Here is a 21,329-nt window from a genome sequence, read left to right as displayed (position 1 = left end):
TTTTCGCCCTGAGTGCGACCTTTCGAGCATAAGTGACACCCCGCCGCGGTGACCGGTTTCGCGTCCGGGCCCGGAAACGGCCGGGACCCCGCACCGCCTCGCGGCGGTGCGGGGTCCCGAACGGGGTGCTACCGGGGTCAGTCGCCCGAACCCGGGGTGTTCTTGGCGATCTGCATCAGGAACTCGGCGTTCGACTTGGTCTGCTTCATCTTGTCCAGCAGCAGCTCGATCGCCTGCTGCGAGTCCAGCGCGTGCAGGACCCGGCGGAGCTTCCAGGTGATGGCCAGCTCCTCGTGGCCCAGCAGGATCTCCTCCTTGCGGGTGCCGGAGGCGTCCACGTCGACGGAGGGGAAGATGCGCTTGTCCGAGAGCTTCCGGTCGAGCTTGAGCTCCATGTTGCCGGTGCCCTTGAACTCCTCGAAGATCACCTCGTCCATCCGGGAGCCGGTGTCGACCAGCGCGGTGGCGAGGATGGTCAGCGAGCCGCCGTTCTCGATGTTGCGCGCGGCGCCGAAGAACTTCTTCGGCGGGTACAGCGCGGTCGAGTCGACACCACCGGACAGGATGCGGCCGGAGGCGGGCGCGGCCAGGTTGTAGGCGCGGCCCAGACGGGTGATGGAGTCCAGCAGGATCACCACGTCGTGGCCCAGCTCCACCAGGCGCTTGGCGCGCTCGATGGCGAGCTCGGCGACGGTGGTGTGGTCCTCGGCCGGGCGGTCGAAGGTCGAGGAGATGACCTCGCCCTTCACCGACCGCTGCATGTCGGTGACCTCTTCCGGACGCTCGTCCACCAGGACGACCATCAGGTGGCACTCGGGGTTGTTGTGGGTGATCGCGTTGGCGATCGCCTGCATGATCATGGTCTTGCCGGTCTTCGGCGGGGCCACGATCAGACCGCGCTGGCCCTTGCCGATCGGCGACACCAGGTCGATGATCCGGGTGGTCAGCACGCCCGGGTCGGTCTCCAGGCGCAGGCGCTCCTGCGGGTACAGCGGGGTCAGCTTGCCGAACTCGGGGCGGCCGCGGCCGCTGTCCGGGTCCATGCCGTTGACGGAGTCCAGCCGCACCATGGCGTTGAACTTCTCGCGGCGCTCGCCGTCCTTGGGCTGGCGGACGGCGCCGGTGATGGCGTCGCCCTTGCGCAGGCCGTGCTTGCGGACCTGGGCCAGCGAGACGTAGACGTCGTTCTGGCCGGGCAGGTAGCCCGAGGTCCGGACGAAGGCGTAGTTGTCGAGGATGTCCAGGATGCCCGCGACCGGGATCAGGACGTCGTCGTCGCTCAGCGGGACCTCGGGGCCGCCGGTGCCCTCGAAGCCCTCGCGGCGGCGGCCGCGGCGGTCGCGGTAGCGGCCCCGACGGCCGCGGCGGCCGTCGCCGAACTCGTCGTCGTCGTAACCGCCCTGCTGCTGGTGGGCGTTGCCGCCGCCCTGCTGCTGCTGGGCGCCGCCCTGCTGCTGCTGGTGCTGCTGCTGGCGGCCCTGGCCGCCGTCCTGCTGCTGGCCGCCGCCCTGCTGGCGGTCGGTGCGGTCGCGCTCGCGGCGGTTGCGGCGGTCCCGGCGGGACTCGCGCACCTCGCCGTCGCCCTCGGCCGCGGGGGCCTCGGTGCGGTCCCGGCGGTCCCGGCGCTCGCGGCGCTCGGCGCGGGCCTCGCCCGGCGGCGGCCGGGCGCTGCGCCTCGGCCTTGGCCTCGGCGGGGCCTGCTCGGTGGCGGTCGCGGCGGCGGCCTCGGCGGTCGGGGCGCCGGCCGCGGCGGTGGCCCGGCGGCGCGGGCGCTCGGCCCGGCGGCGGCGGCTGCGGTCTCGGCGGCGGCCTGCACCGGGATCTCGATCTGCGCCTGCGGCTGCGCCTCGGTGGTGGCGGCGGCGGTGGCGCGGGTGCGGCGGGCCGCCCGCGGGGGGCCGCCGGCTCGCCCTGCTCCTCGGCCGGGGCGGCCGCGGTCCCGGTGGCGGGCGCGGCGGCCTTGGCGGCCTTCTTCGCGGCCGGAGCCGCGGAGCCGGAGGCACCCGCGAGCAGCGGGTCGCCGCCGCTCTTCTCCTTGATGGCCTCGATGAGCTGGCTCTTGCGCAGCCGCCCGGTGCCGCTGATCCCGAGGGACGAGGCGAGCTTCTGGAGCTCGGCCAGCACCAGGCCGTCCAGGCCGGCGGCGGCGGTACGACGGCGTCGCGCCGGAGCCGCCGGGGCGGCTGCGTCCGACGCCTCGGCGTCCGGGCGCGCGCCCATCAGATCGGTGGTGTCGCTCACTAAGGGTCCTTCCCTGGAGCGGACGTCGGCCTGTCTGGCACGGCGACCGGTTGTGCTGTCCTGTCCAGCGGCTCTTCGCGCTGGTCAGGGGCTGGATTCCCGCGGAAGGCTGTTCCTCCCGGGGAGCTGCGGAGTGCGGTGCACTGTGGTGCGAAGCGGTGCGGACGGCCGGTTCTGGTGCCGACCTCGCGTGCGCCTGTCGATGCCCGGGCCCCCGTCGCGCGGCGGCACTGCGGGCCCCGCCCGGCCGGGCCTCAGGGCTGAGGCTTGGGGTGGGAGTCCGGTGCCGTCACGGCTTCGGGATGGGCCCCATTCGCGCAGGCAGGCTGCGTACGCGGTGTGGCGAGCTCCCGGAGAATCGTGCTCCCGAGCTTCCGGCCCCCGTGCGGACGGGGGAACGGGATCGGGATGCGTCGCACCGGCGCCCGGAGGGCACCTGGTGCAGCAATGAGGTTAACACTACCTACCCCCTGACACATTCCCCAGCCCTTTGCTTGTCAATCGTGTCCGTCTCACATGTCGAGCGGGAGGACGGTGGTGCCGGTGCGGTCCAGCTCCAGCCGGTGCGCCGCGAACTGCGCCCCGGCGAAGTTGACGACCTTGCCGACGTGGGCCTCGTCGGTGAGCGCGAGCACGGTCGGTCCGGCACCCGAGATGACGGCGGGGACGCCCTCGGCCCGCAGGGCGGCGACCAGGGCGGCGCTGTCGGGCATCGCGGAGGCCCGGTAGTCCTGGTGGAGGCGGTCCTCGGTGGCGGTGAGCAGCAGCTCCGGGCGGCGGGTGAGCGCCTCGACCAGCAGGGCGGCGCGGCCCGCGTTGAGCGCGGCGTCGGAGAGCGGCACGGTCTTGGGGAGCAGGCCGCGGGCGGTCTCGGTGAGCACCTCGGTGGAGGGGATGAACACGACCGGCACGACCCGGTCGGAGGGGTCCAGCGTGATGGTGCGGGCGCCGCCGTCCTCGGTCCAGGCGACGGTGAAGTTGCCGCGCAGACAGGCCGCGACGTTGTCGGGGTGGCCCTCCAGTTCGGAGGCGAGGGCCAGCAGCGCGTCGTCGTCGAGGGCGGAGGCGCCGCCGATGGTGACGGCGCGGGCGGCGACGATGCCGGCGCAGATCGCGGCGGACGAGGAGCCCAGGCCGCGGCCGTGCGGTATCCGGTTGGCGCAGACCACTTCGAGGCCGCGGGGCTGGCCGCCGAGCCGGTCGAAGGCGGCGCGCATCGAGCGGACCACCAGGTGGCGCTCGTCGCGGGCGAGGTTCTCGGAGCCCTCGCCGGCGATGTCCACGGTCAGACCGGAGTCGGCGACCCGGACCACCACGTCGTCGTAGAGCCCCAGGGCGAGGCCGAAGGCGTCGAAGCCGGGGCCGAGGTTGGCGCTGGTCGCGGGGACGCGGACCCGGACGGCGGCGGCGCGGAACGCGGGACCGGCCATGCGGTGGACACACTCCTGAAAAGGTGGGGGGAGCCAGGCCCGGGCGACGGGGCCTGCGGTGGTACGGGCGGCGGGGTTTCGAAGGGGGCGCGCAGCACGGCGCGGCCCGCCGGGGTCAAGCGTATCGAAGAGAGGTTCCACAGCGGTACACCCCGCTCGGCTTCGATCTTCCGTGTTGCCGCAAGCAGCGCAAAAGCGCCGGTGGGATGACCGGAAAACGGCGGCGAGCGGCCGGCCCGGAGGGGCCGGCCGCTCGCCGGGGCGACGCCTGGTCCGGCGCCGTCAGTCGAGCAGGCCGAGGCGGCGGGCGGCCGTCTCCGGGTCGATCGGGACGACCTGCGGCTGCGGGGCGCCGGCCACCGCCCAGTCCGGGTCCTTGAGGCCGTTGCCGGTGACGGTGCAGACGATCCGCTGGCCGGGGTCGACCAGTCCGGCCTCGGCCTTGGCCAGCAGGCCGGCCACCGAGGCGGCGGAGGCGGGCTCGACGAAGACGCCCTCCTGCGAGGCCAACAGGCGGTAGGCGGACAGGATCTGGCGGTCCGTCACCTTGTCGATGAGGCCGCCGGACTCGTCCCGGGCGGCGAGCGCGTAGTCCCAGGAGGCCGGGTTGCCGATCCGGATCGCGGTGGCGATGGTCTGCGGCTTGAGCACCGGGGCGCCGTCCACGATGGGGGCCGAGCCGGAGGCCTGGAAGCCCCACATCCGGGGGGTGCCGGTGGCCAGGCCGTCCGCCGCGTACTCGCGGTAGCCCTTCCAGTAGGCGGTGATGTTGCCCGCGTTGCCGACCGGGAGGACGTGGACGTCCGGGGCGTCGCCGAGCATGTCGACGATCTCGAAGGCGGCGGTCTTCTGGCCCTCGATGCGCACCGGGTTGACCGAGTTGACCAGGGCCACCGGGTACTTCTCAGAGAGCTCGCGGGCCAGCGTCAGGCAGTCGTCGAAGTTGCCGTCGACCTGGAGGATCTTGGCGCCGTGCACCAGCGCCTGGCCCATCTTGCCGAGCGCGATCTTGCCCTGCGGGACGAGCACGGCGGAGACCATGCCGGCCCGCACCGCGTAGGCGGCGGCGGAGGCCGAGGTGTTGCCGGTGGACGCGCAGATGACGGCCTGGGCGCCCTCCTCCTTGGCCTTGGAGATGGCCATGGTCATCCCGCGGTCCTTGAAGGAGCCGGTCGGGTTGGCGCCCTCGACCTTGAGGTAGACGTCGCAGCCGGTGCGCTCGGAGAGCACCTGGGCGGGGACGAGCGGCGTCCCGCCCTCCAGCAGGGTCACCACGGGGGTGGAGTCGGAGACCGGGAGGCGGTCGCGGTACTCCTCGATGAGGCCGCGCCACTGGTGGGTGTGGCTGCCTCGGGCGGTGCTTTCGGCAATGGCGTTCATACCGGTTTTCCTTATTCCCCTTCGACCCGCATGATGCTGGCCACGTCGCGCACGCTGTCCAGTGCGCGGAGCTTGTCGACCGTCGCCGACAGGGCGGCGTCGGTGGCGCGGTGGGTGACCACGACGAGCGCGGCGTCGCCCTCGCGGCCCTGCTGGCGCACGGTGTCGATGGAGACGCCGTGCTCGGCGAAGACCGAGGCGACCTGGGCGAGCACGCCCGCGCGGTCGTCCACGTCCAGGCTGACGTGGTAGCGGGTGACCACCTCGTCCATCGGCTTGGCGGGCAGCGCGGCGTAGACCGAGTCGCCCGGGCCGGTGGAGCCGTTCAGCTTGTTGCGGCAGACCGCGACCAGGTCGCCGAGGACCGCGGAGGCGGTCGGCGAGCCGCCCGCGCCGGGGCCGTAGAACATCAGCCGGCCGGCCGCCTCGGCCTCCACGAAGACCGCGTTGTAGGCCTCGCGGACGGAGGCCAGCGGGTGGCTGAGCGGGATCATCGCCGGGTGGACCCGGGCGGTGACCGAGGCGCCGTCGGCGGCGCGCTCGCAGATCGCCAGCAGCTTGACCACGCAGCCCATCTGCTTGGCGGAGGCGATGTCGGCGGCGGTGACCTCGGTGATGCCCTCGCGGTAGACGTCCGCGGCGGTGACCTTGGTGTGGAAGGCGATCCCGGCCAGGATGGCGGCCTTGGCGGCGGCGTCGAAGCCCTCCACGTCGGCGGTCGGGTCGGCCTCGGCATAGCCCAGCGCGGTGGCCTCCTCCAGCGCCTCGGAGTACCCGGCGCCGGTGGAGTCCATCTTGTCGAGGATGAAGTTGGTGGTGCCGTTGACGATGCCCAGCACCCGGTTCACCTTGTCACCGGCCAGCGACTCGCGCAGCGGGCGCAGCAGCGGGATCGCCCCGGCGACGGCGGCCTCGTAGTAGAGGTCGACACCGGCGGCGGCGGCCGCCTCGTGCAGTTCGGCGCCGTCCTTGGCGAGCAGCGCCTTGTTCGCGGAGACCACCGAGGCGCCGCCCTCGAAGGCTTTCAGGATCAGCGATTTGGACGGCTCGATGCCGCCCACCACCTCGACCACCACGTCGATGTCGCCGCGGCCGACCAGGGCCTCGGCGTCGGTGGTGAGCAGGTGCTCGGGGACGCCGGGGCGGGGGCGCCCGGCCCGCCGGACCGCGATGCCCGCGAGCTCGACCGGGGCGCCGATGCGCGCGGCGAGGTCGTCGGCCGTCGTCGTCATGATGCGCGCCACCTCGGAGCCCACCACACCACAGCCCAGCAACGCCACCTTCAGCGGGCGCGTACGCATCATCCGACTCCGCTCTGCATTCTTCGGTCCCCGCCGGGGTGCTCCGTCGCCCCCGGGGGCTTGTCTGTCCCCACCAGTCTCCGGGACTTTCCGCACGGATCTACGGCTGGTCCACGTTCTGAGACGAAAATTTCGTCAGCCGATATCGAGACGCAGGAGATCCTCCTCCGTCTCGCGGCGGACGATCACCCGGGCCGCTCCGTCGGCGACGGCCAGCACGGGGGGCTTGAGCGCGTGGTTGTAGTTGCTCGCCATCGAGCGGCAGTAGGCGCCGGTCGCGGGCACCGCGATCAGGTCGCCGGGGGCCAGGTCGGCGGGCAGGAAGGCGTCCTTGACCACGATGTCGCCGGACTCGCAGTGCTTGCCGACCACCCGGACCAGCATCGGCCCGGCGGTGCTGGTCCGGGAGGCCAGCGCCACCGAGTACTCGGCGTCGTACAGCGCGGTGCGGATGTTGTCGGACATGCCGCCGTCCACGCTGACGTAGGTGCGCAGGCCCTCCAGCGGCTTGACGGTGCCGACCTCGTACAGCGTGAAGGCGGTGGGGCCGACGATGGCCCGGCCGGGCTCGACGCTGATCCGGGGGACGGCCAGCCCGGCGGCGGCGCACTCGCGCCGGACGATCGCGCCGAGCGCGGCGGCGATCTCGGCGGGCTCGCGCGGGTCGTCCTCGGGGGTGTAGGCGATGCCGAGCCCGCCGCCCAGGTCGACCTCCGGCAGCTGGACGCCGTGCTCGTCGCGGACCTCGGCGAGCAGGCCGACCACCCGGCGGGCGGCCACCTCGAAGCCGGCGAAGTCGAAGATCTGCGAGCCGATGTGCGAGTGGATGCCGCGCAGCTCCAGGGACGGCCGGGCCAGCACCCGGCGGACCGCCTCGGCGGCCAGGCCGCCGGAGAGCGACAGGCCGAACTTCTGGTCCTCGTGCGCGGTGGCGATGAACTCGTGGGTGTGCGCCTCGACGCCGACGGTGACCCGGATCAGCACCGGCTGCCGGACGCCCTGCGCCCCGGCGGTCTCCGCCAGCCGGTCGATCTCCTCGAAGGAGTCGACCACCACGTGGCCCACCCCGGCCTTCACGGCCTGCTCCAGCTCCCGCACCGACTTGTTGTTGCCGTGCATCGCGATCCGCTCGCCCGGCATGCCGGCCGCCAGCGCCACCTGGAGCTCGCCCGCCGAGCAGACGTCGACGTTGAGGCCCTCCTCGTGCAGCCAGCGCACCACGGCCTTGGACAGGAACGCCTTGCCCGCGTAGTAGACGTCGGCGTCCGCGCCGAACGCCTCCCGCCAGGCCCGGGCCCGGGCCCGGAAGTCGGCCTCGTCCAGCACGTACGCGGGGGTGCCGAACTCACCGGCCAGGGTGCGGACGTCGACGCCGCCGACGGTGAGCACGCCCGCCGGGTCGCGGGCGACGGTGCGCGACCAGACCTTGGGGTCGAGCGCGTTGAGGTCGGCGGGCGGGGCCTGGTAGTGGCCCTCGGGCAGCACGTCGCCGTGGCGGGGTCCTGCCGGGTGGGCGGATCGGCTCATGTCCAGTACTTCCTCGACCTATGGCGAGGGGCGGCGACCGGCCCGCCGTGGACCGGTCCGCCGCCCCGTCGCTGTGTGCTGCGCGCTGGGGGCTTGGTGCTTACATCCGCTCGGGCGCCGAGACGCCGAGCAGTCCGAGGCCGTTGGCCAGCGTCGTCCGCGTGGCGTCGGCCAGCCAGAGCCGGGCGTGCGTGAGGTCGGTGACCTCCTCGTCGCCCTTGGGCAGGATCTGGCAGTTGTCGTAGAACCGGTGGTAGGCGCGGGCCAGTTCCTCCAGGTACGTGGCCACGTGGTGCGGCTCGCGCAGCTCGCCGGCCTTGGCCAGCACCCGCGGGAACTCGCCGAGCTGGCCGAGCAGGTCGTTCTCCCACTCGGTGGCCAGCAGCTCCGGTGTGAAGTCCGCGCTGCGGGTGATGCCCTTCTCCACCGCGTTGCGCCCCACGGAGCACATCCGGGCGTGCGCGTACTGCACGTAGTAGACCGGGTTCTCCCGGGAGGTGCTGGTCACCAGGTCGATGTCGATGGTGATGGTGGAGTCGGTGGACTGCCGCACCAGCATGTAGCGGGCGGCGTCCACGCCGATCCAGTCGATCACGTCGTCGATCGTGATGATGTTGCCCGCGCGCTTGGAGAGCCGGACCTCCTTGCCGTCGCGCAGCATCTTCACGAACTGGCCGATCATCACCTCGATGTTGCGGCCCATGTCGTCGCCCGCGCAGGCCGCGATGGCCTTGAGCCGGTTGACGTAGCCGTGGTGGTCGGCGCCGAGCATGTAGACCGAGACCTCCGCGCCGCGGTCCCGCTTGCTCAGGTAGTAGGCGGCGTCGGCGGCGAAGTAGGTGGTCTCGCCGTCGGCCTTGATCAGGACGCGGTCCTTGTCGTCGCCGAAGTCGGTGGTGCGCAGCCAGATCGCGCCGTCCCGGTCGAAGACGTGGCCCTGCTCGCGCAGCCGCTCGATGGCCTTCTCGACGGCGCCGGAGTCGTGCAGCGTCTGCTCGGAGAACCAGGTGTCGAAGTGCACGCCGAACTCGGCCATCGACCGCTGGATCTCGGTGACCATCAACGTGAGGCCCTCGGTGCGGAACGCCTGGAGCTGCTCGTCCTCGGGCAGCTCCAGCACGCCGGGGAGGCCCTCGGTGACGGCCTTGGCGATGTCGGTGATGTACTCGCCGACGTAGCCGTCCTCGGGGACGGGCTGCCCGTTGGCGGCGGCCTTGAGCGACTTGGCGAACTTGGTGATCTGCACGCCGGCGTCGTTCAGGTAGTACTCGGTCGACACCTCGGCGCCGGTGGCCTTGAGCACCCGGGCCAGCGAGTCGCCGACGGCGGCCCAGCGGACGCCGCCGATGTGGATCGGACCGGTCGGGTTCGCCGAGACGAACTCCAGGTTGATCTTCAGGCCCTTGAGCGCCTCGTTGCGGCCGTACGCCTCGCCCGCCTCGACGATGGTGCGCGCCAGCTCGCCCTGGGTGGCGGCGTCCAGGGTGATGTTCAGGAAGCCCGGACCCGCGATGTCGACCTTCGCGACGCCGGTGATCTCTCGCAGACGCCCGGCCAGGATCTCCGCGACGGCTCGCGGCGGCTTGCCGGCCGGCTTCGCGAGCTGGAGGGCCACGTTGGTGGCGTAGTCGCCGTGGTCCCTGTTCTTGGGCCGCTCGACCGTCACGTGCGCGGGCACGTCGACGGTCAGCTCGCCCGCCGCGATGGCGGTGCTGACGGCGGCCTGGACTGCCTGGGAGAGTTCTGCGGGTGTCACGGTGCCCAGCCTAGGCGAGACGGGGTACCCGGCCGCCACTCGGTTTGCCCGCCGCGGCGCGCGTCGCCGCTCCGGACGTGCTTCGTGTCGTCGGACGCCGCTGCTGGCGGGCACATCTCACGGGCGCGGCTCGTCCGGCCGGACGAGTTCCTGCGCCTGTTCGCTCTGAGCTGAATCGCCCGGGGTCCACCCGGACGCCTGACCTGACACGTGGCCGGACGTCTGGCCGGACGCCTGGCCCGGGCTGCCGAAGTCGTAGGCGAACCGCCGCCCGGTCAGCGCCCCCGCCCGCAGCCGCCGCACCAGCGCGACCAGCTCCGCCGGGTCGAAGGGCTTCGCCAGGTACCCGTCCACCCCCACCGACTCGCCGCGCTCCAGGTCGGCCGGCGTGCAGGCGCTGACGATCGCGATCGGCAGGTGCGCGGTGTCCCGCGCCGCGCGCAGCCGGGCCGCCGTCCGCAGGCCGTCCAGCCGGGGCATCACCACGTCCAGGGTGACCACGTCCGGCGCGACCCGGCGGACCACCTCCAGGCACTCGGCACCGTCGGCGGCGGTCACCACCTCGAAGCCCTCCAGCTCCAGGTTGACCCTGATCAGTTGGCGGATCACCTCGCTGTCGTCCACCACGAGGACCCGCCCCGACGTCGCCGCCACCTCACCGAGGGTAGCCGCGCCCCGCCCCCCGCGTCCGGCCTTTCGGGCACTTGCCGGTCACCGCCGCCGGGCCGGCCGGGAGCCGGCCGGCGCCCCGGCTGACGGCCCGTCGGAACGGCTCCCGACCGGCCGGTGGAAACCCGTGCACGGAGCACGGAGTTTCCCTGGTAGTGTTTTCCCCGTCAGGCCGGGCAGCACCGCCAGGTGAGCCCAGGCCCCCGTAGCTCAGGGGATAGAGCACCGCCCTCCGGAGGCGGGTGCGTAGGTTCGAATCCTACCGGGGGCACTTCACACCGAAGTGCAACAGAGGCTCAGGCCAGTGGAGTTCGTCCACTGTTCTGGGCCTTCGTCGCTTCCGGGCCCGGACGGGCCCGAAGGGGGAGGCGCGATGACCAGGACGGAACCCGTCCCGAACCTGCCGGACGAACGGCTGTGCTGGCTGGCCGTCCGGGAGCAGCTGGGCCGGAGGGCGGCCGGGCCCGGGGCGTTCGGCTGGCTGACGGCGCTGTTCGCCTACAAGAGCGGCCGGTTCGGACGGCAGGCCGCCGGGCTCGCCGGCGACCTGCGGCGCGATCGGGCCTCGGGCCGGCTGCACGCGTACGCCTTCGCCGTGGACACTGCGGCCGAGAAGCTCACCGCCGGGGAGCGCGCGCACCTGCGCGCCACCGGTGAGGTCCCGGACGGGTTCCTGGCCGAGGTCGAGCGGCTGGTCGCCGAGCGGCGCGCGAAGCGCTGAGCGCTCCGACCGGAGGCGGGTGTCGAGGGGCTCGGGGAACGGCGAGAGGCCCCGCCGGGGGCACGGGGAACGGCGAGCCCGGGTCTGCGAGCGGTGCATTGCCGTTGGGCGCATCGGCTTCGGGTTCCGTTCAGGACGCGCAGCAGCACGGACCCGCCGTTCCCCGGGCCCCTGATGATGCCTCCCGCCGTTCCAGCCGAGCCCCTGACGGGGCTCTCTCAGCTGGCCTCGGCGAGGAGTTCGGCGATGGTGTGGTCGAAGGCCGCGCTGTAGGAGGTGTCGTCGGTGGCGCCGCCCTGCTGGTAGCCGCCGATGACGCCGACGACCTCGCCGGTGGCGGCGTCGATGAAGGGGCCGCCGCTGGTGCCGCCGGGGAAGGCGGGGCAGTCGATGCGGCGCTGGTAGGTGTCCTGGCGGGTGGTGGTGTTGGTGCAGAGGATGGGGAGTTCGGCCTTGGCGGGGTAGCCGTAGAGGCGGACCCGGACGGTCCAGGCCGCGTTGGTCCCGAGGGGGTTGCCGCCGACGGCGTCCTCGATCTGGCGGCCGCCGCTGGGGGCCACCGCGAGGATCGCGAAGTCCTCGTCGGGGTCGCCGCCGTTGCGCCAGCCGTCCGCGGTGTAGACCTTGGTGACCTGCCAACTCCCGTACGGCGCCTGGCCGTCGCGGTAGCCGGGGACGAAGGTGGTGCCGTTCGCGCCGGAGAGGCAGTGCGCGGCGGTGAGGATCAGGTTGCGGCCGGGGCTGTCGATGACGCTGGCGGTGCAGAAGTGGTTGCCGGGGGCGGCCGGGCCGGAGAACAGGGCGCCGACCCGGCGGGACTCGGCGTTGTCGGGGGCGGTGGCGGTGACGCCGAGCGGGACGTCCGGCGGGGCGCTGGGCGGGTCCTGCAGGGTGGGCCCGGCGGCGGGGGCGGCCGGTTGCGCGGCGGCGGGCGCGTCCGCGGGTGCGTCCGCGGCGGGCGCGTCCGCCACGGAGGGGGACGGGGACGGGGTCGGCGCGGGCGCGGGCGTCGGCGCGGCGGTGGTGGGGACGGCCAGGGCGACGGTGTCGGTGCCGGGCCGGGCCGGGTGGTGCAGGTGGACGGTGAACAGCCCGGCGGCCGTCATCGCGCCGACGGCGCCGACGGCGAGGAAGGAGGTGAGTGCGGCCGACCGCAGCGTGCGGCGCGCCTCCGGCCTGGTGTGTCGTTCCATCCGCTGCCCCGCTCCCGCCGCTCCTGGTCGTGGCGGTGCCCACGCCGGGGTTCCGGCGCGGGCACCTGTCGCACACCGTCTGCCCCAATATCCGCCGTCCAACTGGGAAAGCCGTCATGACTGCCTGGGAGGCTCGTGAGATTTCCGGCGGCGTGCAGCAGCGTCCCACGGGCGGGGGCGGCCGGAGCGGTCCGACACCCGGCCGGGCGCCGCGGGGTCAGACCGCGGCGCGGGCCTCGGCGGCGGCGTCCTCGCCCCGGGCCTCGCCGGGGGCGGGGCGGTGGTTGATCATCAGGAAGGCGATCACGGCGGCGGCGATCAGGATGGCCATCGCGACGGTGGTGGCGACGGCGTAGCCGTGCACCGCACCCTGGGCCTGGACCAGCGGATCGGTGGGGTTGCGGGCGGCCAGGTAGGTGGCGGTGACGCTGGCCGCGATGGTGTTGAGCAGCGCGGTGCCGATCGAGCCGCCGACCTGCTGGGCGCTGTTGATGATGGCGGCGGCCGCGCCGGTCTCCTGCGGGGCGACGTTCAGGGTGGCCAGGCTCATGGTCGGCATGAAGACCAGGCCCATGCCGAAGCCGAGCAGCAGTTCGGCGGGCAGCACCATGGTGGCGTAGGGGCTGTCGACCTTGATCTGGGTGAGCCAGGCCATGCCGGCGGCGCCGAGCAGCAGGCCGGGGACGACCAGGTTGCGGGTGGGGACGCGGGTCATCAGCCGGGAGGCGATGCCCGCGGCGCTGGTCACGATGGCGGCGGTCATCGGGAGGAAGGAGACGCCGGCCTTGATCGGCGAGTACCCCTTGATCACCTGGAGGTAGTAGGTGAGGAAGAGGAACAGGCCGAACATGCCGATCACGGCGAGCCCGACGGAGAGCGCGCCGCCGGCCCGGTTGCGGTCGCTGATCAGGTGGATCGGCAGCAGCGCGTGCTCGGTGCGCCGTTCGACCAGGGCGAAGACGGCGAGCAGGGCGACGCCGGCGCAGAGCGCGGTGAGCACCAGCCAGTCGTCCCAGCCCCGGGAGACCGCCTCGGAGGTGCCGTAGACGATGGCCAGCAGGCCGCCGCAGCCGAGCACCGCGCCGGGCAGGTCGAGCCGGACCCGGCGGGAGCGGTCGACGTGGTCGCGCACCAGCAGGTAGTACGCGCCGATGCCGGTGACGATCGCGATCGGGATGTTGACGTACAGGCACCAGCGCCAGGACAGGTACTCGGTGAGCAGTCCGCCGGTGATCAGGCCGATCGCCGCGCCGCCGCCGGCCAGCGCGCCGAAGATGCCGAAGGCGGTGGCGCGTTCGCGCGGGTCGCGGAAGGTGACGGAGAGCAGCGAGAGCGCGGACGGGGCGAGCAGTGCGCCGAAGGCGCCCTGGAGGGCGCGGGCGGCGAACAGCATGCCGTCGGTGGTGGCGAAGCCGCCGATGCCCGAGGCGAGGGCGAAGCCGAGCAGGCCGACCAGGAAGGTCCGCTTGCGGCCGAAGAGGTCGCCGATCCGGCCGCCGAGCAGCAGCAGTCCGCCGAAGGCCAGCGTGTAGGCGGTGATCACCCACTGCCGGTTGGCGTCGGAGATGTCGAGCGCCTTCTGCGCGGACGGGAGGGCGATGTTCACGATCGTCGCGTCGAGGACGATCATCAGCTGGGCGATGGCGATGACCGCCAGGGCCCACCAGCGGCGCGGGTCGGCCGCAGGGGTGTCGGGGGCGTGCTGGGTGGTCACCGTGGAGCCGCCTTCCGCAGATCGGGGATCGGGGCAGGGCGCGTACGGCGCTCTTCCCAGGGAAACCCCCGAACGGGACGGCGGCAAGGCGAATTGTCAGGTGGTGTCAGCATTTGGGACGGCGGCCCCGGGTGCCCGGCCGCATCGGCCACCCGGGACGCTGCGGTCGGCCCTAGAGCGCGCTGAGCTCGGTGACCAGGTCGTCCAGGCCCAGCGAGCCCTGGGAGAGCGCCGCCATGTGCCAGGCCTTGGGGTCGAACTCCTCGCCGCGCGCCTCGGCCGCCGCCCGGGCCGCGGCCCGTCCGCGCAGCCAGGCCCGCTCGCCGAGCTTGTAGCCGATGGCCTGGCCGGGCAGGCCGAGGTAGCGCACCAGCTCGCTGTCCAGGAAGTCGGCGGACAGGCCGCAGTACGCCCCGAAGAACGCGCGGGCCAGCTCGGGCGTCATCCGCTCGCCGGGGGCGAACGGCGAGTCGGCCGGGAAGTCCAGCCCGGCGTGCATGCCGATGTCGACGATCACCCGCAGCGCCCGCATCATCTGGGCGTTCAGGTAGCCGAGGCGGTGGCCCGGGTCGGTCAGGTAGCCGAGCTCGTCCATCAGGCGCTCGGCGTACAGCGCCCAGCCCTCCATGTTGGCGCTGACCCCGCCCAGGGTGACCTGGTAGGTGGAGAGCCGGTCGGCGACGTACGTCCACTGGGCGAGCTGCAGGTGGTGGCCCGGGACGCCCTCGTGGTACCAGGTGGAGACCAGGTCCCACTCCGGGAACGCCTCCCGGCCCAGGGTGGGCAGCCAGGTCCGGCCGGGGCGGGAGAAGTCCAGCGAGGGCTGGGTGTAGTAGGGGGCGGCGGCGCTGCCGGGCGGGGCGATCCGCGACTCCACCCTGAGCAGCGGCTCGGCCAGGTCGAAGTGGGTGCCCTGGAGGTCGTTGATCGCCCGGTCCATCAGGGCCTGCAGGTACTCCTGCACCTCCTGCTCGCCGCGGATCGCCGGGCCGTCGGTCTCCAGCCACTTCATGGCCTGCATCGGGGTCGTGCCCGGGCGGACCTTCTCCGCCTCGACCCGCATCTGCGCGTCCAGGTCGTGGAACTGCTCCCAGGCCCAGCCGTACGCCTCGTCCAGGTCGAGCTCGGCGCCGGTCCAGTACCGCACCCAGCGGGTGTAGCGCTCGCGGCCGACCCCGTCGGCGGTGCCCCGGGCGGCGGGGGCGTACGCGTCGCGCATCCAGTCGCGCAGCTCGGCGAGGGCGGCGGTGGCCTCGACGGCGGTGGCGGTCAGCCCCTCGCGCAGGTGCTCGGGGGCGGGGGCGACCAGTTCGCCGAACCAGCCGCCGGGGGTCTCGCCGTCGATCCACTCGCCGAACTGGCCGACCACCGTCTCCACCTGGCGGGGCGCCGACAGCAGGCCGCGCCGGACGCCCTCCTCCAGGCTCTGCCGGTACTGGGCCATCGCCAGCGGGAAGCGGGCCAGCCGGCGGCCCAGCCGCTGCCAGTCCTCGTCGGTGTCGGTGGGCAGCAGGGTGAACATCTCGCGGGTGTTGTGCACCGGCGAGCCCAGGTTCCGGATGCTGCGGAAGCCCTCGCCCGCGTCGTGCACGGCCAGTTCGGCGGTGAGCCGCTCGCGCAGCAGCCGGGCGCAGCGGCGTTCCGCCTCGTCCTCGACCGGACCGGACGCCTCCAGCTCGTCCAGGGCGGCGAGGGTGCGGCGGGCCAGGTCGGCGGTGGCTTCGATGCCCTCCGCCGACAGGTCGGTGAGCCGGTCGTCCTCCGGGTTGAGGCCGAGGTACACCGCGGTCAGCGGGTCCGCGTCGGCGAGCGCGTGGACGTAGGAGTCGGCGAGGCGGCGCGGGGTGGGGCCGCTCGGGTGAGGTACGTTCAGTTCATGAGCCATCCGGCCATCCTGTCGCAGCCTCAGGCGAATTCAACCCCTGTTCGCCCACTGCGTCGTCAGCCCCTGGCGGGGGCGAGCCGGCGGGCGCTGCGCCACGGGTCCCAGGTCGGCCGGCCCCGGGTGATCGGGTAGAACGCCAGGCCGATCAGCACCGAGCAGAAGTGCCCCAGATCGGTGAAGGTGTGCGAGACCAGCAGCGGCACCAGGTAGAACCCGAGCAGCCCGCACCCGTACACCCAGCGCCACGCCCCGGCCAACCGGTACGTCAGCACGCCCTCCACCCCGGCCAGCGCGTACGACACGCCGACGTCCACCGTGGTCGACATGTTCGCCGGGAGCACGTGGTGGTGGACGCCCCAGGCGACCACACCCTCGCTGACGAAGGTGGCCAGCACGTGGGCGGTCAGCGCGACGGTCAGCCAGCGGCGGGTGCCGAGCCAGCGCTCGGCCGGCACGTGGAAGACGTGGAAGACCACGAAGTAGAAGGGGAAGTTCGCCTGCTCGGTCCAGATCAGGCTGGCCAGCAGGGCGTGCACCGGGTGCGAGGTGAGCTGGTCGATGTTGGTGGAGCGCTGCTCCAGGAAGTAGTCCAGCGCCGCCGGGTCCATCCGCGCCACCACGAAGCTGGTGCACGCCAGCAGCAGCAGCCACACGTACGTCCCCGGGGACTTCCCGATCCACCGCCCGACCGCCCGCACCCACCGCACCGGCCGCTCCTCGCCGTCCTCCGCTGGCACCTGCCCACAGTCTGCGGCCGCGGGCCGGGCCGCGCCCGGCGGGAACCCGCCGGTGGCGGCCGTGCGGAGGGGGGTGCGGCGGCCCGCCCGAGGTCTACCCTGGCACGCATGGCAGCGACCCCCTCCCCCGTCGAGGAACCCGTCGACGACCCCACCGCCGCCGCGGGGCGCCCCCGCCGCGCCGCCTACCGGCGACTGCCCGTCCAGCAACGGCGCGAGCAGCTGATCGCCGTCGCCCTCGAACTCTTCGCCGCCCGCCCGCCCGAGGAGGTCTCGCTCGACGACGTCGCGGAGGCCGCGGGGGCCTCCCGGCCGCTCGTCTACCGCTACTTCGCCGGTGGCAAGCAGCAGCTGTACGAGGCGGCGCTGCGCAGCGCCGCCTCCGAACTCACCACCCGCTTCACCGTCGAGCCCTCCGACGGCACCCCGACCCAGCAGCTGGGCGCCGTCCTGCACCGCTACTTCGACTTCGTCGGCGAGCACGCCGCCGGGTACGGCGCGCTGCTGCGCGGCGGCTCGGTCGTCGAGACCGTGCGCACCTCGGCCATCGTCGACGATGTGCGCCGGGCGGCGCTGCGGCGCACCCTGCGCCACCTCGGGGTGCGGGAGGCCGGGCCCCGGCTGACCCTGCTGGTGCGCTCCTGGATCTCGGTGGTGGAGGCCTCCGCGATCAGCTGGCTCGACGAGGGCCGGCAGATCCCGGTCGACTCGCTCTGCGCCTGGCTGGTCGACCAGTTCGTGGTGATGGCCGCGGCCACCGCCGTCCGGGACGCCCAGACCGCGGAGGTCCTGCACGGCTGGCTCCAGTTGGAGACGGCGGACAGCCCGGCGGGAGTGCTCATCGCGCGCCTGCGCGACCTGGGGCTGTGAGAGAGAGCCCCGCCAGGGGCTCGGGGGCGAACGGCGGGAGGCTGGATCAGGGGCTCGGGGAACGGCGAGTCCGTGCTGCTGGCGGCCGGAGCCCACCGGAGGTCCGTGCTGCTGCGTGCAGTGACAGAACCCGAAGCAGACGCGCGCAACGGCAGTGAACCAGCAGCAGACCCGGCCTCGCCGTTCCCCGAGCCCCCGGCGGGGGCTCTCGCTAGGCCTGGCCGAGGGTGGTCTCCTGGCGGCCGAGGCCGGTGACTTCGAGGGCGACCTCGTCGCCCGCGCGGAGGAAGGGGGTGCCCGGGCGGCCGAGGGTGACGCCGGCGGGGGTGCCGGTGATGACGATGTCGCCGGGGTCGAGGCGCATGAAGTGGGTGAGGTAGCGGACGGTCTCGTGGACCGGGAAGACCATGTCCGCGGTGGAGCCGTTCTGGCGCAGTTCGCCGTTGACCCACAGCCGCAGGTCGAGGGCCTGCGGGTCGCCGAGTTCGTCGGGGGTGACCAGCCAGGGGCCGAGCGGGGTGAAGGTCTCGGCGGACTTGCCCTTGTCCCACTGGCCGCCGCGGTCGAACTGGAAGGCGCGCTCGGTGACGTCGTTGGCGGCCGCGTAGCCGGCGATGATCGCGGCGGCCTCGGCCGCGGTGTCCAGGTAGCGGCCGGTGCGGCCGATGACGACGGCGAGTTCGACCTCGTAGTCGGTCTTCTCGCTGCCGCGCGGGACGAGCACCCGGTCGTGCGAGCCGACCAGGGTGTTGACGGGCTTGAGGAAGACCACCGGCTCGGTCGGGATCGCGGCGCCGGCCTCGGCCGCGTGGTCGCGGTAGTTGAGGCCGATGCCGACGATCTTGCCGGGGCGGGCGACCGGCGGGCCGATGCGCTCGCCGGTGAGGTCGGTGACCGGGAGGGCGGCGGGGTCGAGCGCCGCCGGGTCGAACCCGGCGAGGAACGCGCCGTCCAGGTCGGGGGTGAGCGGCCGCAGGTCGCGGGCGGTGCCGTCGGGGGCGAGCACGACCGGTCGTTCTGCGCCCGCCGGGCCCACGCGGAGGAGCTTCACTGCCCGTCACCACCTGTTCGTCGCGGGGGCGGGTCGTCCCCTGCCCCGGGACATCGAGGTATATCAGCGGCGGTCGCCTGCGGAACAGCGGTGCCGCTTCGGCGAATTCCTCCCAATCGGAGGGTGCCGGGCGGAAGCCGAATCGGCGGCCCGCACCCTTGACAGCGGCCGCCCGGCCGCCGGTCAGGTCTCGCGCTGCGGCCGGTAGTCGCCCTCCTCGACGCCGAACGTCCAGGCGACGCCGGCCCGGGCGGTGCGGGTGCCGGGCGGGACGCGCAGGTAGTAGGTGCGGTGGGTGCCGTCCGGTTCGGGGGTGGAGTTGACCACCTCGACCATCACCACCGGTTCGTCGTTCGGGAGCTGGATCCGCCACAGGACGCCGGTCTCGTCCCGGTGCAGCGGTTCGGCGCCGGATTCGGCGAGGTAGCGGTCGTAGCCGAAGTGCTCCAGCATGACGCGGCGCAGTTCGGCGTTCTCCTCGGTGCGGATGCGCTCGGGGGTGAGGCCGGCGAGCCGGTCGAGGAAGTCGGCGGGGACGGGCATGCCGCGCCAGGCGTGCAGCGCGAAGCCGTCGGCGTAGGCGAGCGCCGGGCCGTCGGCGCGGTCGAGCCGGCCGGCCTCGTCGCGGTGCAGCGCGGTGGGGCGCTCGGTGAGCAGCACGGCGCGCTCGTACGGCCACCACCAGCCGGTCTGGCGGGCGACGCCGGCCAGCGCGGCGAGGGCCGCGTCCCCGGTGCCGGCGGTGTCGAAGGCGGCGAGCCAGGCGGCGTCGTGCTGGCCGGCGACGGCGTCCAGCAGGGCGAGCCGGACGCGGCCGCGCCGCTCGGCGGCGGCCTGCCGGACCGCCCGGTTCTCGGGCTTGCGGGCCTCCTGCCAGTCGTCGATCGGCTCGGGCTCGGGGGCGAAGTGGTCGAGCAGCGCGGTGCGGACGCGTTCGGCGGGCAGCGCGGTGGTCTCGGCGAGTTCGGCGCCGGTGGTGTTCCACAGCTCGGCCCAGCCGGCCGGGCCGAGCGCGGCGTGGGCGCCGGTGCGGGCCCGCTCCCAGGCGGCGGTGCGCACCCGCTCGCGCACGCTCGTCCCGAACCGGCCCTCGTGGTCGAGGAGTTCGGCGATCGCGGCGCGCGGCGAGGGGTACCAGCGGAACTCGGCGGGCTCGGCCAGCCCGGCGGCCCGGTAGGCATCCCGGACGGCCTGTTCGGCGGTGGCCCGGTCGGCGGGGCCGGTGGCGGCGGCGACGGCCCGCCAGTGGGCCACCGAGAGGTCGGCCGGACGGCCGGTCAGCTGGCTGCTCATCAGTTCTCCGTGATCCTGGTCGTGGTGCGGGTGGCGGGTCGGCGGGCGGCGGGTCGGCGGGCGGCCGGGCTCAGTCGGCGACCACGCGGACCGCGCCGGGCGTGTACTCGCGCTGGCGCACCACCCGGAACCAGCCGCTGGGCAGGGCGATCGCCGCGTGCTCCTCGTGGACGACCCGGCCGCCCTCCGGCAGGTGCAGCCAGGCGAAGGAGAACGGGCCGCCCTCGCGGACGAGTTCGCCCGGCCCGACCACCGCGTGGGCGTGCCCGGTCACCTCGCCGAGGGCCAGCACCAGCCGCCCCCGGCCGTCCCGGGGCTGGCGCGCCATGTGCGCGACGGCGGCCGGGACGGCGCTCCGCGCGACCGGCACGATCAGTACGTCTCCCTGGCGGTACACGGGGCCTCCCGCTGTCCGGTCCGGCCCGCTGCCGAACTCCACGCACCGGAAACTAGGCCGTGCCACCGACAACCGCGCTCCCGTCGGGTCCTTCGTGCGGGTGAACGTCACGGGCGGCTGGTAGACAGGTCTCCGGCCCACCGCGGGCCCGCGGCACAGCAGCGGCACGACGAGCAGCGGCACCAGCAGCGAGGAGCAGCGCATGACCATCAACGAGCACGCCAAGGAGTTCCACGGCCTGCCGGTCACCGACTTCCGGACCGCCCAGGAGAAGGGGGAGTTCCCGGCTCCGGGCGCCACCGCCTGGCGGGTCGGCCTGGACTGGGACGACGAGGAGGGCTTCGCCGAGCTGTGGCAGAAGTTCCTGGACACCGTCGACCCGGCGCAGGTCACCGCGCTGGTGCTCGGCCGCTGGTTCCCGGAGGAGCCGGAGTCGCTGTCCGAGGCGCTGCCGCTGATCCTGGCCGCCGCCGACCGGATGCCCGCGCTGCGCGCGCTCTTCCTCGGCGACATCACCTTCGAGGAGTGCGAGATCTCCTGGATCCAGATGTGCGACGTCACGCCGGTGTTCGAGGCGTTCCCGCAGCTGGAGGAGCTGGTGGTGCGCGGGGCCAGCGAGGACTACGAGGACACCGCGCGGCTCGGCCTCAAGCCGGTGCGGCACGAGAGGCTGAAGGCGCTGCGGTTCGAGGCCGGCGGCCTGCCCGCCGCGATCGTCCGCGCGGTCGGCGCCTGCGACTTCCCGGCGCTGGAGAAGCTGGAGCTGTGGCTCGGCGTCGCCAACTACGGCGGCGACTGGACGACGGAGGACCTCGCCCCGTTCCTGTCCGGCGCCAAGCTGCCCGCGCTGACGTACCTGGGCCTGCAGAACGCCGAGACCCAGGACCGGATCGCCGCGCTGGTCGCCCAGGCCCCGGTGGTGCCCCGGCTGACCGGCCTGTCGCTGTCGATGGGCGCCCTCACCGACGAGGGCGCGGCGGCGCTGCTGGAGGGCCAGCCGCTCACCCACCTGAAGACCCTGGACCTGCACCACCACTACCTCACCGAGGCCATGCAGCAGCGCCTGCGCGACGCCCTGCCCGGCGTCGGGATCGACCTCTCCGGGGCCGAGGACCCGGGCGACAACTGGCGCTACGTCGCCATCTCCGAGTAGGCGGGGCGGAA

General features: G+C 73.8%; 17 protein-coding genes, 1 tRNA gene and 1 pseudogene. 4 read left to right on the top strand and 15 right to left on the bottom strand.

The window, feature by feature from the left end; genetic code table 11:
• Positions 1 to 137 precede the first annotated feature (137 nt).
• The 8 genes and pseudogenes from rho to HUT16_RS23015 all read right to left on the bottom strand — a co-directional run bounded on the left by rho (position 138) and on the right by HUT16_RS23015 (position 10,289).
• Complete coding sequence (gene rho / locus HUT16_RS23045; protein WP_303392092.1) at positions 138 to 1,571, bottom strand: transcription termination factor Rho; 1,434 nt, start codon at positions 1,569 to 1,571, stop codon at positions 138 to 140.
• 505 nt (positions 1,572 to 2,076) lie between these two features.
• Positions 2,077 to 2,220, bottom strand: a pseudogene (locus tag HUT16_RS39310) (hypothetical protein); the annotation flags it as partial.
• Between the two features lie 533 nt (positions 2,221 to 2,753).
• Complete coding sequence (thrB, locus tag HUT16_RS23040; protein WP_176189992.1) at positions 2,754 to 3,671, bottom strand: homoserine kinase; 918 nt, start codon at positions 3,669 to 3,671, stop codon at positions 2,754 to 2,756.
• A gap of 282 nt (positions 3,672 to 3,953) precedes the next feature.
• Positions 3,954 to 5,051, bottom strand: coding sequence for a threonine synthase (gene thrC / locus HUT16_RS23035; RefSeq protein WP_176189991.1), 1,098 nt, complete (start codon positions 5,049 to 5,051; stop codon positions 3,954 to 3,956).
• 11 nt (positions 5,052 to 5,062) lie between these two features.
• Positions 5,063 to 6,355 (bottom strand): homoserine dehydrogenase, encoded by a 1,293-nt coding sequence (locus tag HUT16_RS23030; RefSeq protein ID WP_176189990.1) that lies wholly within the window; start codon positions 6,353 to 6,355, stop codon positions 5,063 to 5,065.
• Between the two features lie 132 nt (positions 6,356 to 6,487).
• Positions 6,488 to 7,879 (bottom strand): diaminopimelate decarboxylase, encoded by a 1,392-nt coding sequence (gene lysA / locus HUT16_RS23025; protein WP_176189989.1) that lies wholly within the window; start codon positions 7,877 to 7,879, stop codon positions 6,488 to 6,490.
• Positions 7,880 to 7,979: 100 nt separating this feature from the next.
• The gene (argS, locus tag HUT16_RS23020) at positions 7,980 to 9,635 is read right to left on the bottom strand and encodes an arginine--tRNA ligase (RefSeq protein WP_176189988.1); all 1,656 of its coding nucleotides are present in this window, start codon (positions 9,633 to 9,635) and stop codon (positions 7,980 to 7,982) included.
• Positions 9,636 to 9,752: 117 nt separating this feature from the next.
• Complete coding sequence (locus HUT16_RS23015) at positions 9,753 to 10,289, bottom strand: response regulator (protein ID WP_176189987.1); 537 nt, start codon at positions 10,287 to 10,289, stop codon at positions 9,753 to 9,755.
• Positions 10,290 to 10,503: 214 nt separating this feature from the next.
• Between HUT16_RS23015 and HUT16_RS23010 the strand changes: the two genes are divergently transcribed.
• Together HUT16_RS23010 and HUT16_RS23005 are read left to right on the top strand one after the other, a co-directional pair.
• Positions 10,504 to 10,575: transfer RNA gene (locus HUT16_RS23010), tRNA-Arg, on the top strand.
• Between the two features lie 102 nt (positions 10,576 to 10,677).
• On the top strand, positions 10,678 to 11,025 hold the full coding sequence (locus HUT16_RS23005) for a hypothetical protein (RefSeq protein WP_176189986.1): 348 nt from the start codon (positions 10,678 to 10,680) through the stop codon (positions 11,023 to 11,025).
• 218 nt (positions 11,026 to 11,243) lie between these two features.
• Here the strand turns inward: HUT16_RS23005 and HUT16_RS23000 are convergent, their stop codons facing one another.
• From HUT16_RS23000 to HUT16_RS22985, 4 genes are all read right to left on the bottom strand, one after another.
• Positions 11,244 to 12,218 carry a serine protease gene (locus tag HUT16_RS23000; protein ID WP_254897949.1) on the bottom strand — a complete coding sequence of 325 codons (975 nt, stop codon included), beginning with the start codon at positions 12,216 to 12,218 and terminating at the stop codon, positions 11,244 to 11,246.
• 217 nt (positions 12,219 to 12,435) lie between these two features.
• The gene (locus HUT16_RS22995) at positions 12,436 to 13,932 is read right to left on the bottom strand and encodes an MFS transporter (RefSeq protein WP_254897948.1); all 1,497 of its coding nucleotides are present in this window, start codon (positions 13,930 to 13,932) and stop codon (positions 12,436 to 12,438) included.
• A gap of 172 nt (positions 13,933 to 14,104) precedes the next feature.
• Positions 14,105 to 15,817, bottom strand: coding sequence for a DUF885 domain-containing protein (locus HUT16_RS22990; protein WP_176189985.1), 1,713 nt, complete (start codon positions 15,815 to 15,817; stop codon positions 14,105 to 14,107).
• Positions 15,818 to 15,873: 56 nt separating this feature from the next.
• On the bottom strand, positions 15,874 to 16,554 hold the full coding sequence (locus tag HUT16_RS22985; RefSeq protein ID WP_254897947.1) for a rhomboid-like protein: 681 nt from the start codon (positions 16,552 to 16,554) through the stop codon (positions 15,874 to 15,876).
• Positions 16,555 to 16,662: 108 nt separating this feature from the next.
• Between HUT16_RS22985 and HUT16_RS22980 the strand changes: the two genes are divergently transcribed.
• Positions 16,663 to 17,424 carry a TetR/AcrR family transcriptional regulator gene (locus tag HUT16_RS22980; protein ID WP_176189984.1) on the top strand — a complete coding sequence of 254 codons (762 nt, stop codon included), beginning with the start codon at positions 16,663 to 16,665 and terminating at the stop codon, positions 17,422 to 17,424.
• 211 nt (positions 17,425 to 17,635) lie between these two features.
• Here HUT16_RS22980 and HUT16_RS22975 read toward each other — a convergent pair whose 3' ends face one another.
• From HUT16_RS22975 to HUT16_RS22965, 3 genes are all read right to left on the bottom strand, one after another.
• Positions 17,636 to 18,475, bottom strand: a complete 840-nt coding sequence (locus tag HUT16_RS22975; protein WP_176189983.1) for a fumarylacetoacetate hydrolase family protein — start codon at positions 18,473 to 18,475, stop codon at positions 17,636 to 17,638.
• A gap of 183 nt (positions 18,476 to 18,658) precedes the next feature.
• Positions 18,659 to 19,768 carry a DUF6745 domain-containing protein gene (locus HUT16_RS22970; protein ID WP_176189982.1) on the bottom strand — a complete coding sequence of 370 codons (1,110 nt, stop codon included), beginning with the start codon at positions 19,766 to 19,768 and terminating at the stop codon, positions 18,659 to 18,661.
• A 70-nt stretch (positions 19,769 to 19,838) separates the two neighbouring features.
• The gene (locus HUT16_RS22965; protein WP_176189981.1) at positions 19,839 to 20,165 is read right to left on the bottom strand and encodes a hypothetical protein; all 327 of its coding nucleotides are present in this window, start codon (positions 20,163 to 20,165) and stop codon (positions 19,839 to 19,841) included.
• A 202-nt stretch (positions 20,166 to 20,367) separates the two neighbouring features.
• Here HUT16_RS22965 and HUT16_RS22960 point away from each other — a divergent pair, with 202 nt between their 5' ends.
• The gene (locus HUT16_RS22960) at positions 20,368 to 21,318 is read left to right on the top strand and encodes an STM4015 family protein (RefSeq protein WP_176189980.1); all 951 of its coding nucleotides are present in this window, start codon (positions 20,368 to 20,370) and stop codon (positions 21,316 to 21,318) included.
• The last annotated feature ends 11 nt before the right edge of the window (positions 21,319 to 21,329 follow it).

The sequence above is a fragment of the Kitasatospora sp. NA04385 genome (assembly GCF_013364235.1).
GTDB lineage: Bacteria > Actinomycetota > Actinomycetes > Streptomycetales > Streptomycetaceae > Kitasatospora.
The sequence above is the reverse complement of the archived record's forward strand: the minus strand, read 5'-3'. Positions and strand labels throughout refer to the sequence as shown.

Excerpts from the sequence above, each read along its gene's own strand:
- HUT16_RS22980 (WP_176189984.1), top strand. The coding sequence starts at position 16,663 with ATGGCAGCGACCCCCTCCCCCGTCGAGGAACCCGTCGACGACCCCACC.
- HUT16_RS22990 (WP_176189985.1), bottom strand. The coding sequence starts at position 15,817 with ATGGCTCATGAACTGAACGTACCTCACCCGAGCGGCCCCACCCCGCGC.
- thrC (WP_176189991.1), bottom strand. The coding sequence starts at position 5,051 with ATGAACGCCATTGCCGAAAGCACCGCCCGAGGCAGCCACACCCACCAG.
- HUT16_RS23000 (WP_254897949.1), bottom strand. The coding sequence starts at position 12,218 with ATGGAACGACACACCAGGCCGGAGGCGCGCCGCACGCTGCGGTCGGCC.
- HUT16_RS22960 (WP_176189980.1), top strand. The coding sequence starts at position 20,368 with ATGACCATCAACGAGCACGCCAAGGAGTTCCACGGCCTGCCGGTCACC.
- HUT16_RS23005 (WP_176189986.1), top strand. The coding sequence starts at position 10,678 with ATGACCAGGACGGAACCCGTCCCGAACCTGCCGGACGAACGGCTGTGC.
- thrB (WP_176189992.1), bottom strand. The coding sequence starts at position 3,671 with ATGGCCGGTCCCGCGTTCCGCGCCGCCGCCGTCCGGGTCCGCGTCCCC.
- HUT16_RS23030 (WP_176189990.1), bottom strand. The coding sequence starts at position 6,355 with ATGATGCGTACGCGCCCGCTGAAGGTGGCGTTGCTGGGCTGTGGTGTG.
- HUT16_RS22970 (WP_176189982.1), bottom strand. The coding sequence starts at position 19,768 with ATGAGCAGCCAGCTGACCGGCCGTCCGGCCGACCTCTCGGTGGCCCAC.
- lysA (WP_176189989.1), bottom strand. The coding sequence starts at position 7,879 with ATGAGCCGATCCGCCCACCCGGCAGGACCCCGCCACGGCGACGTGCTG.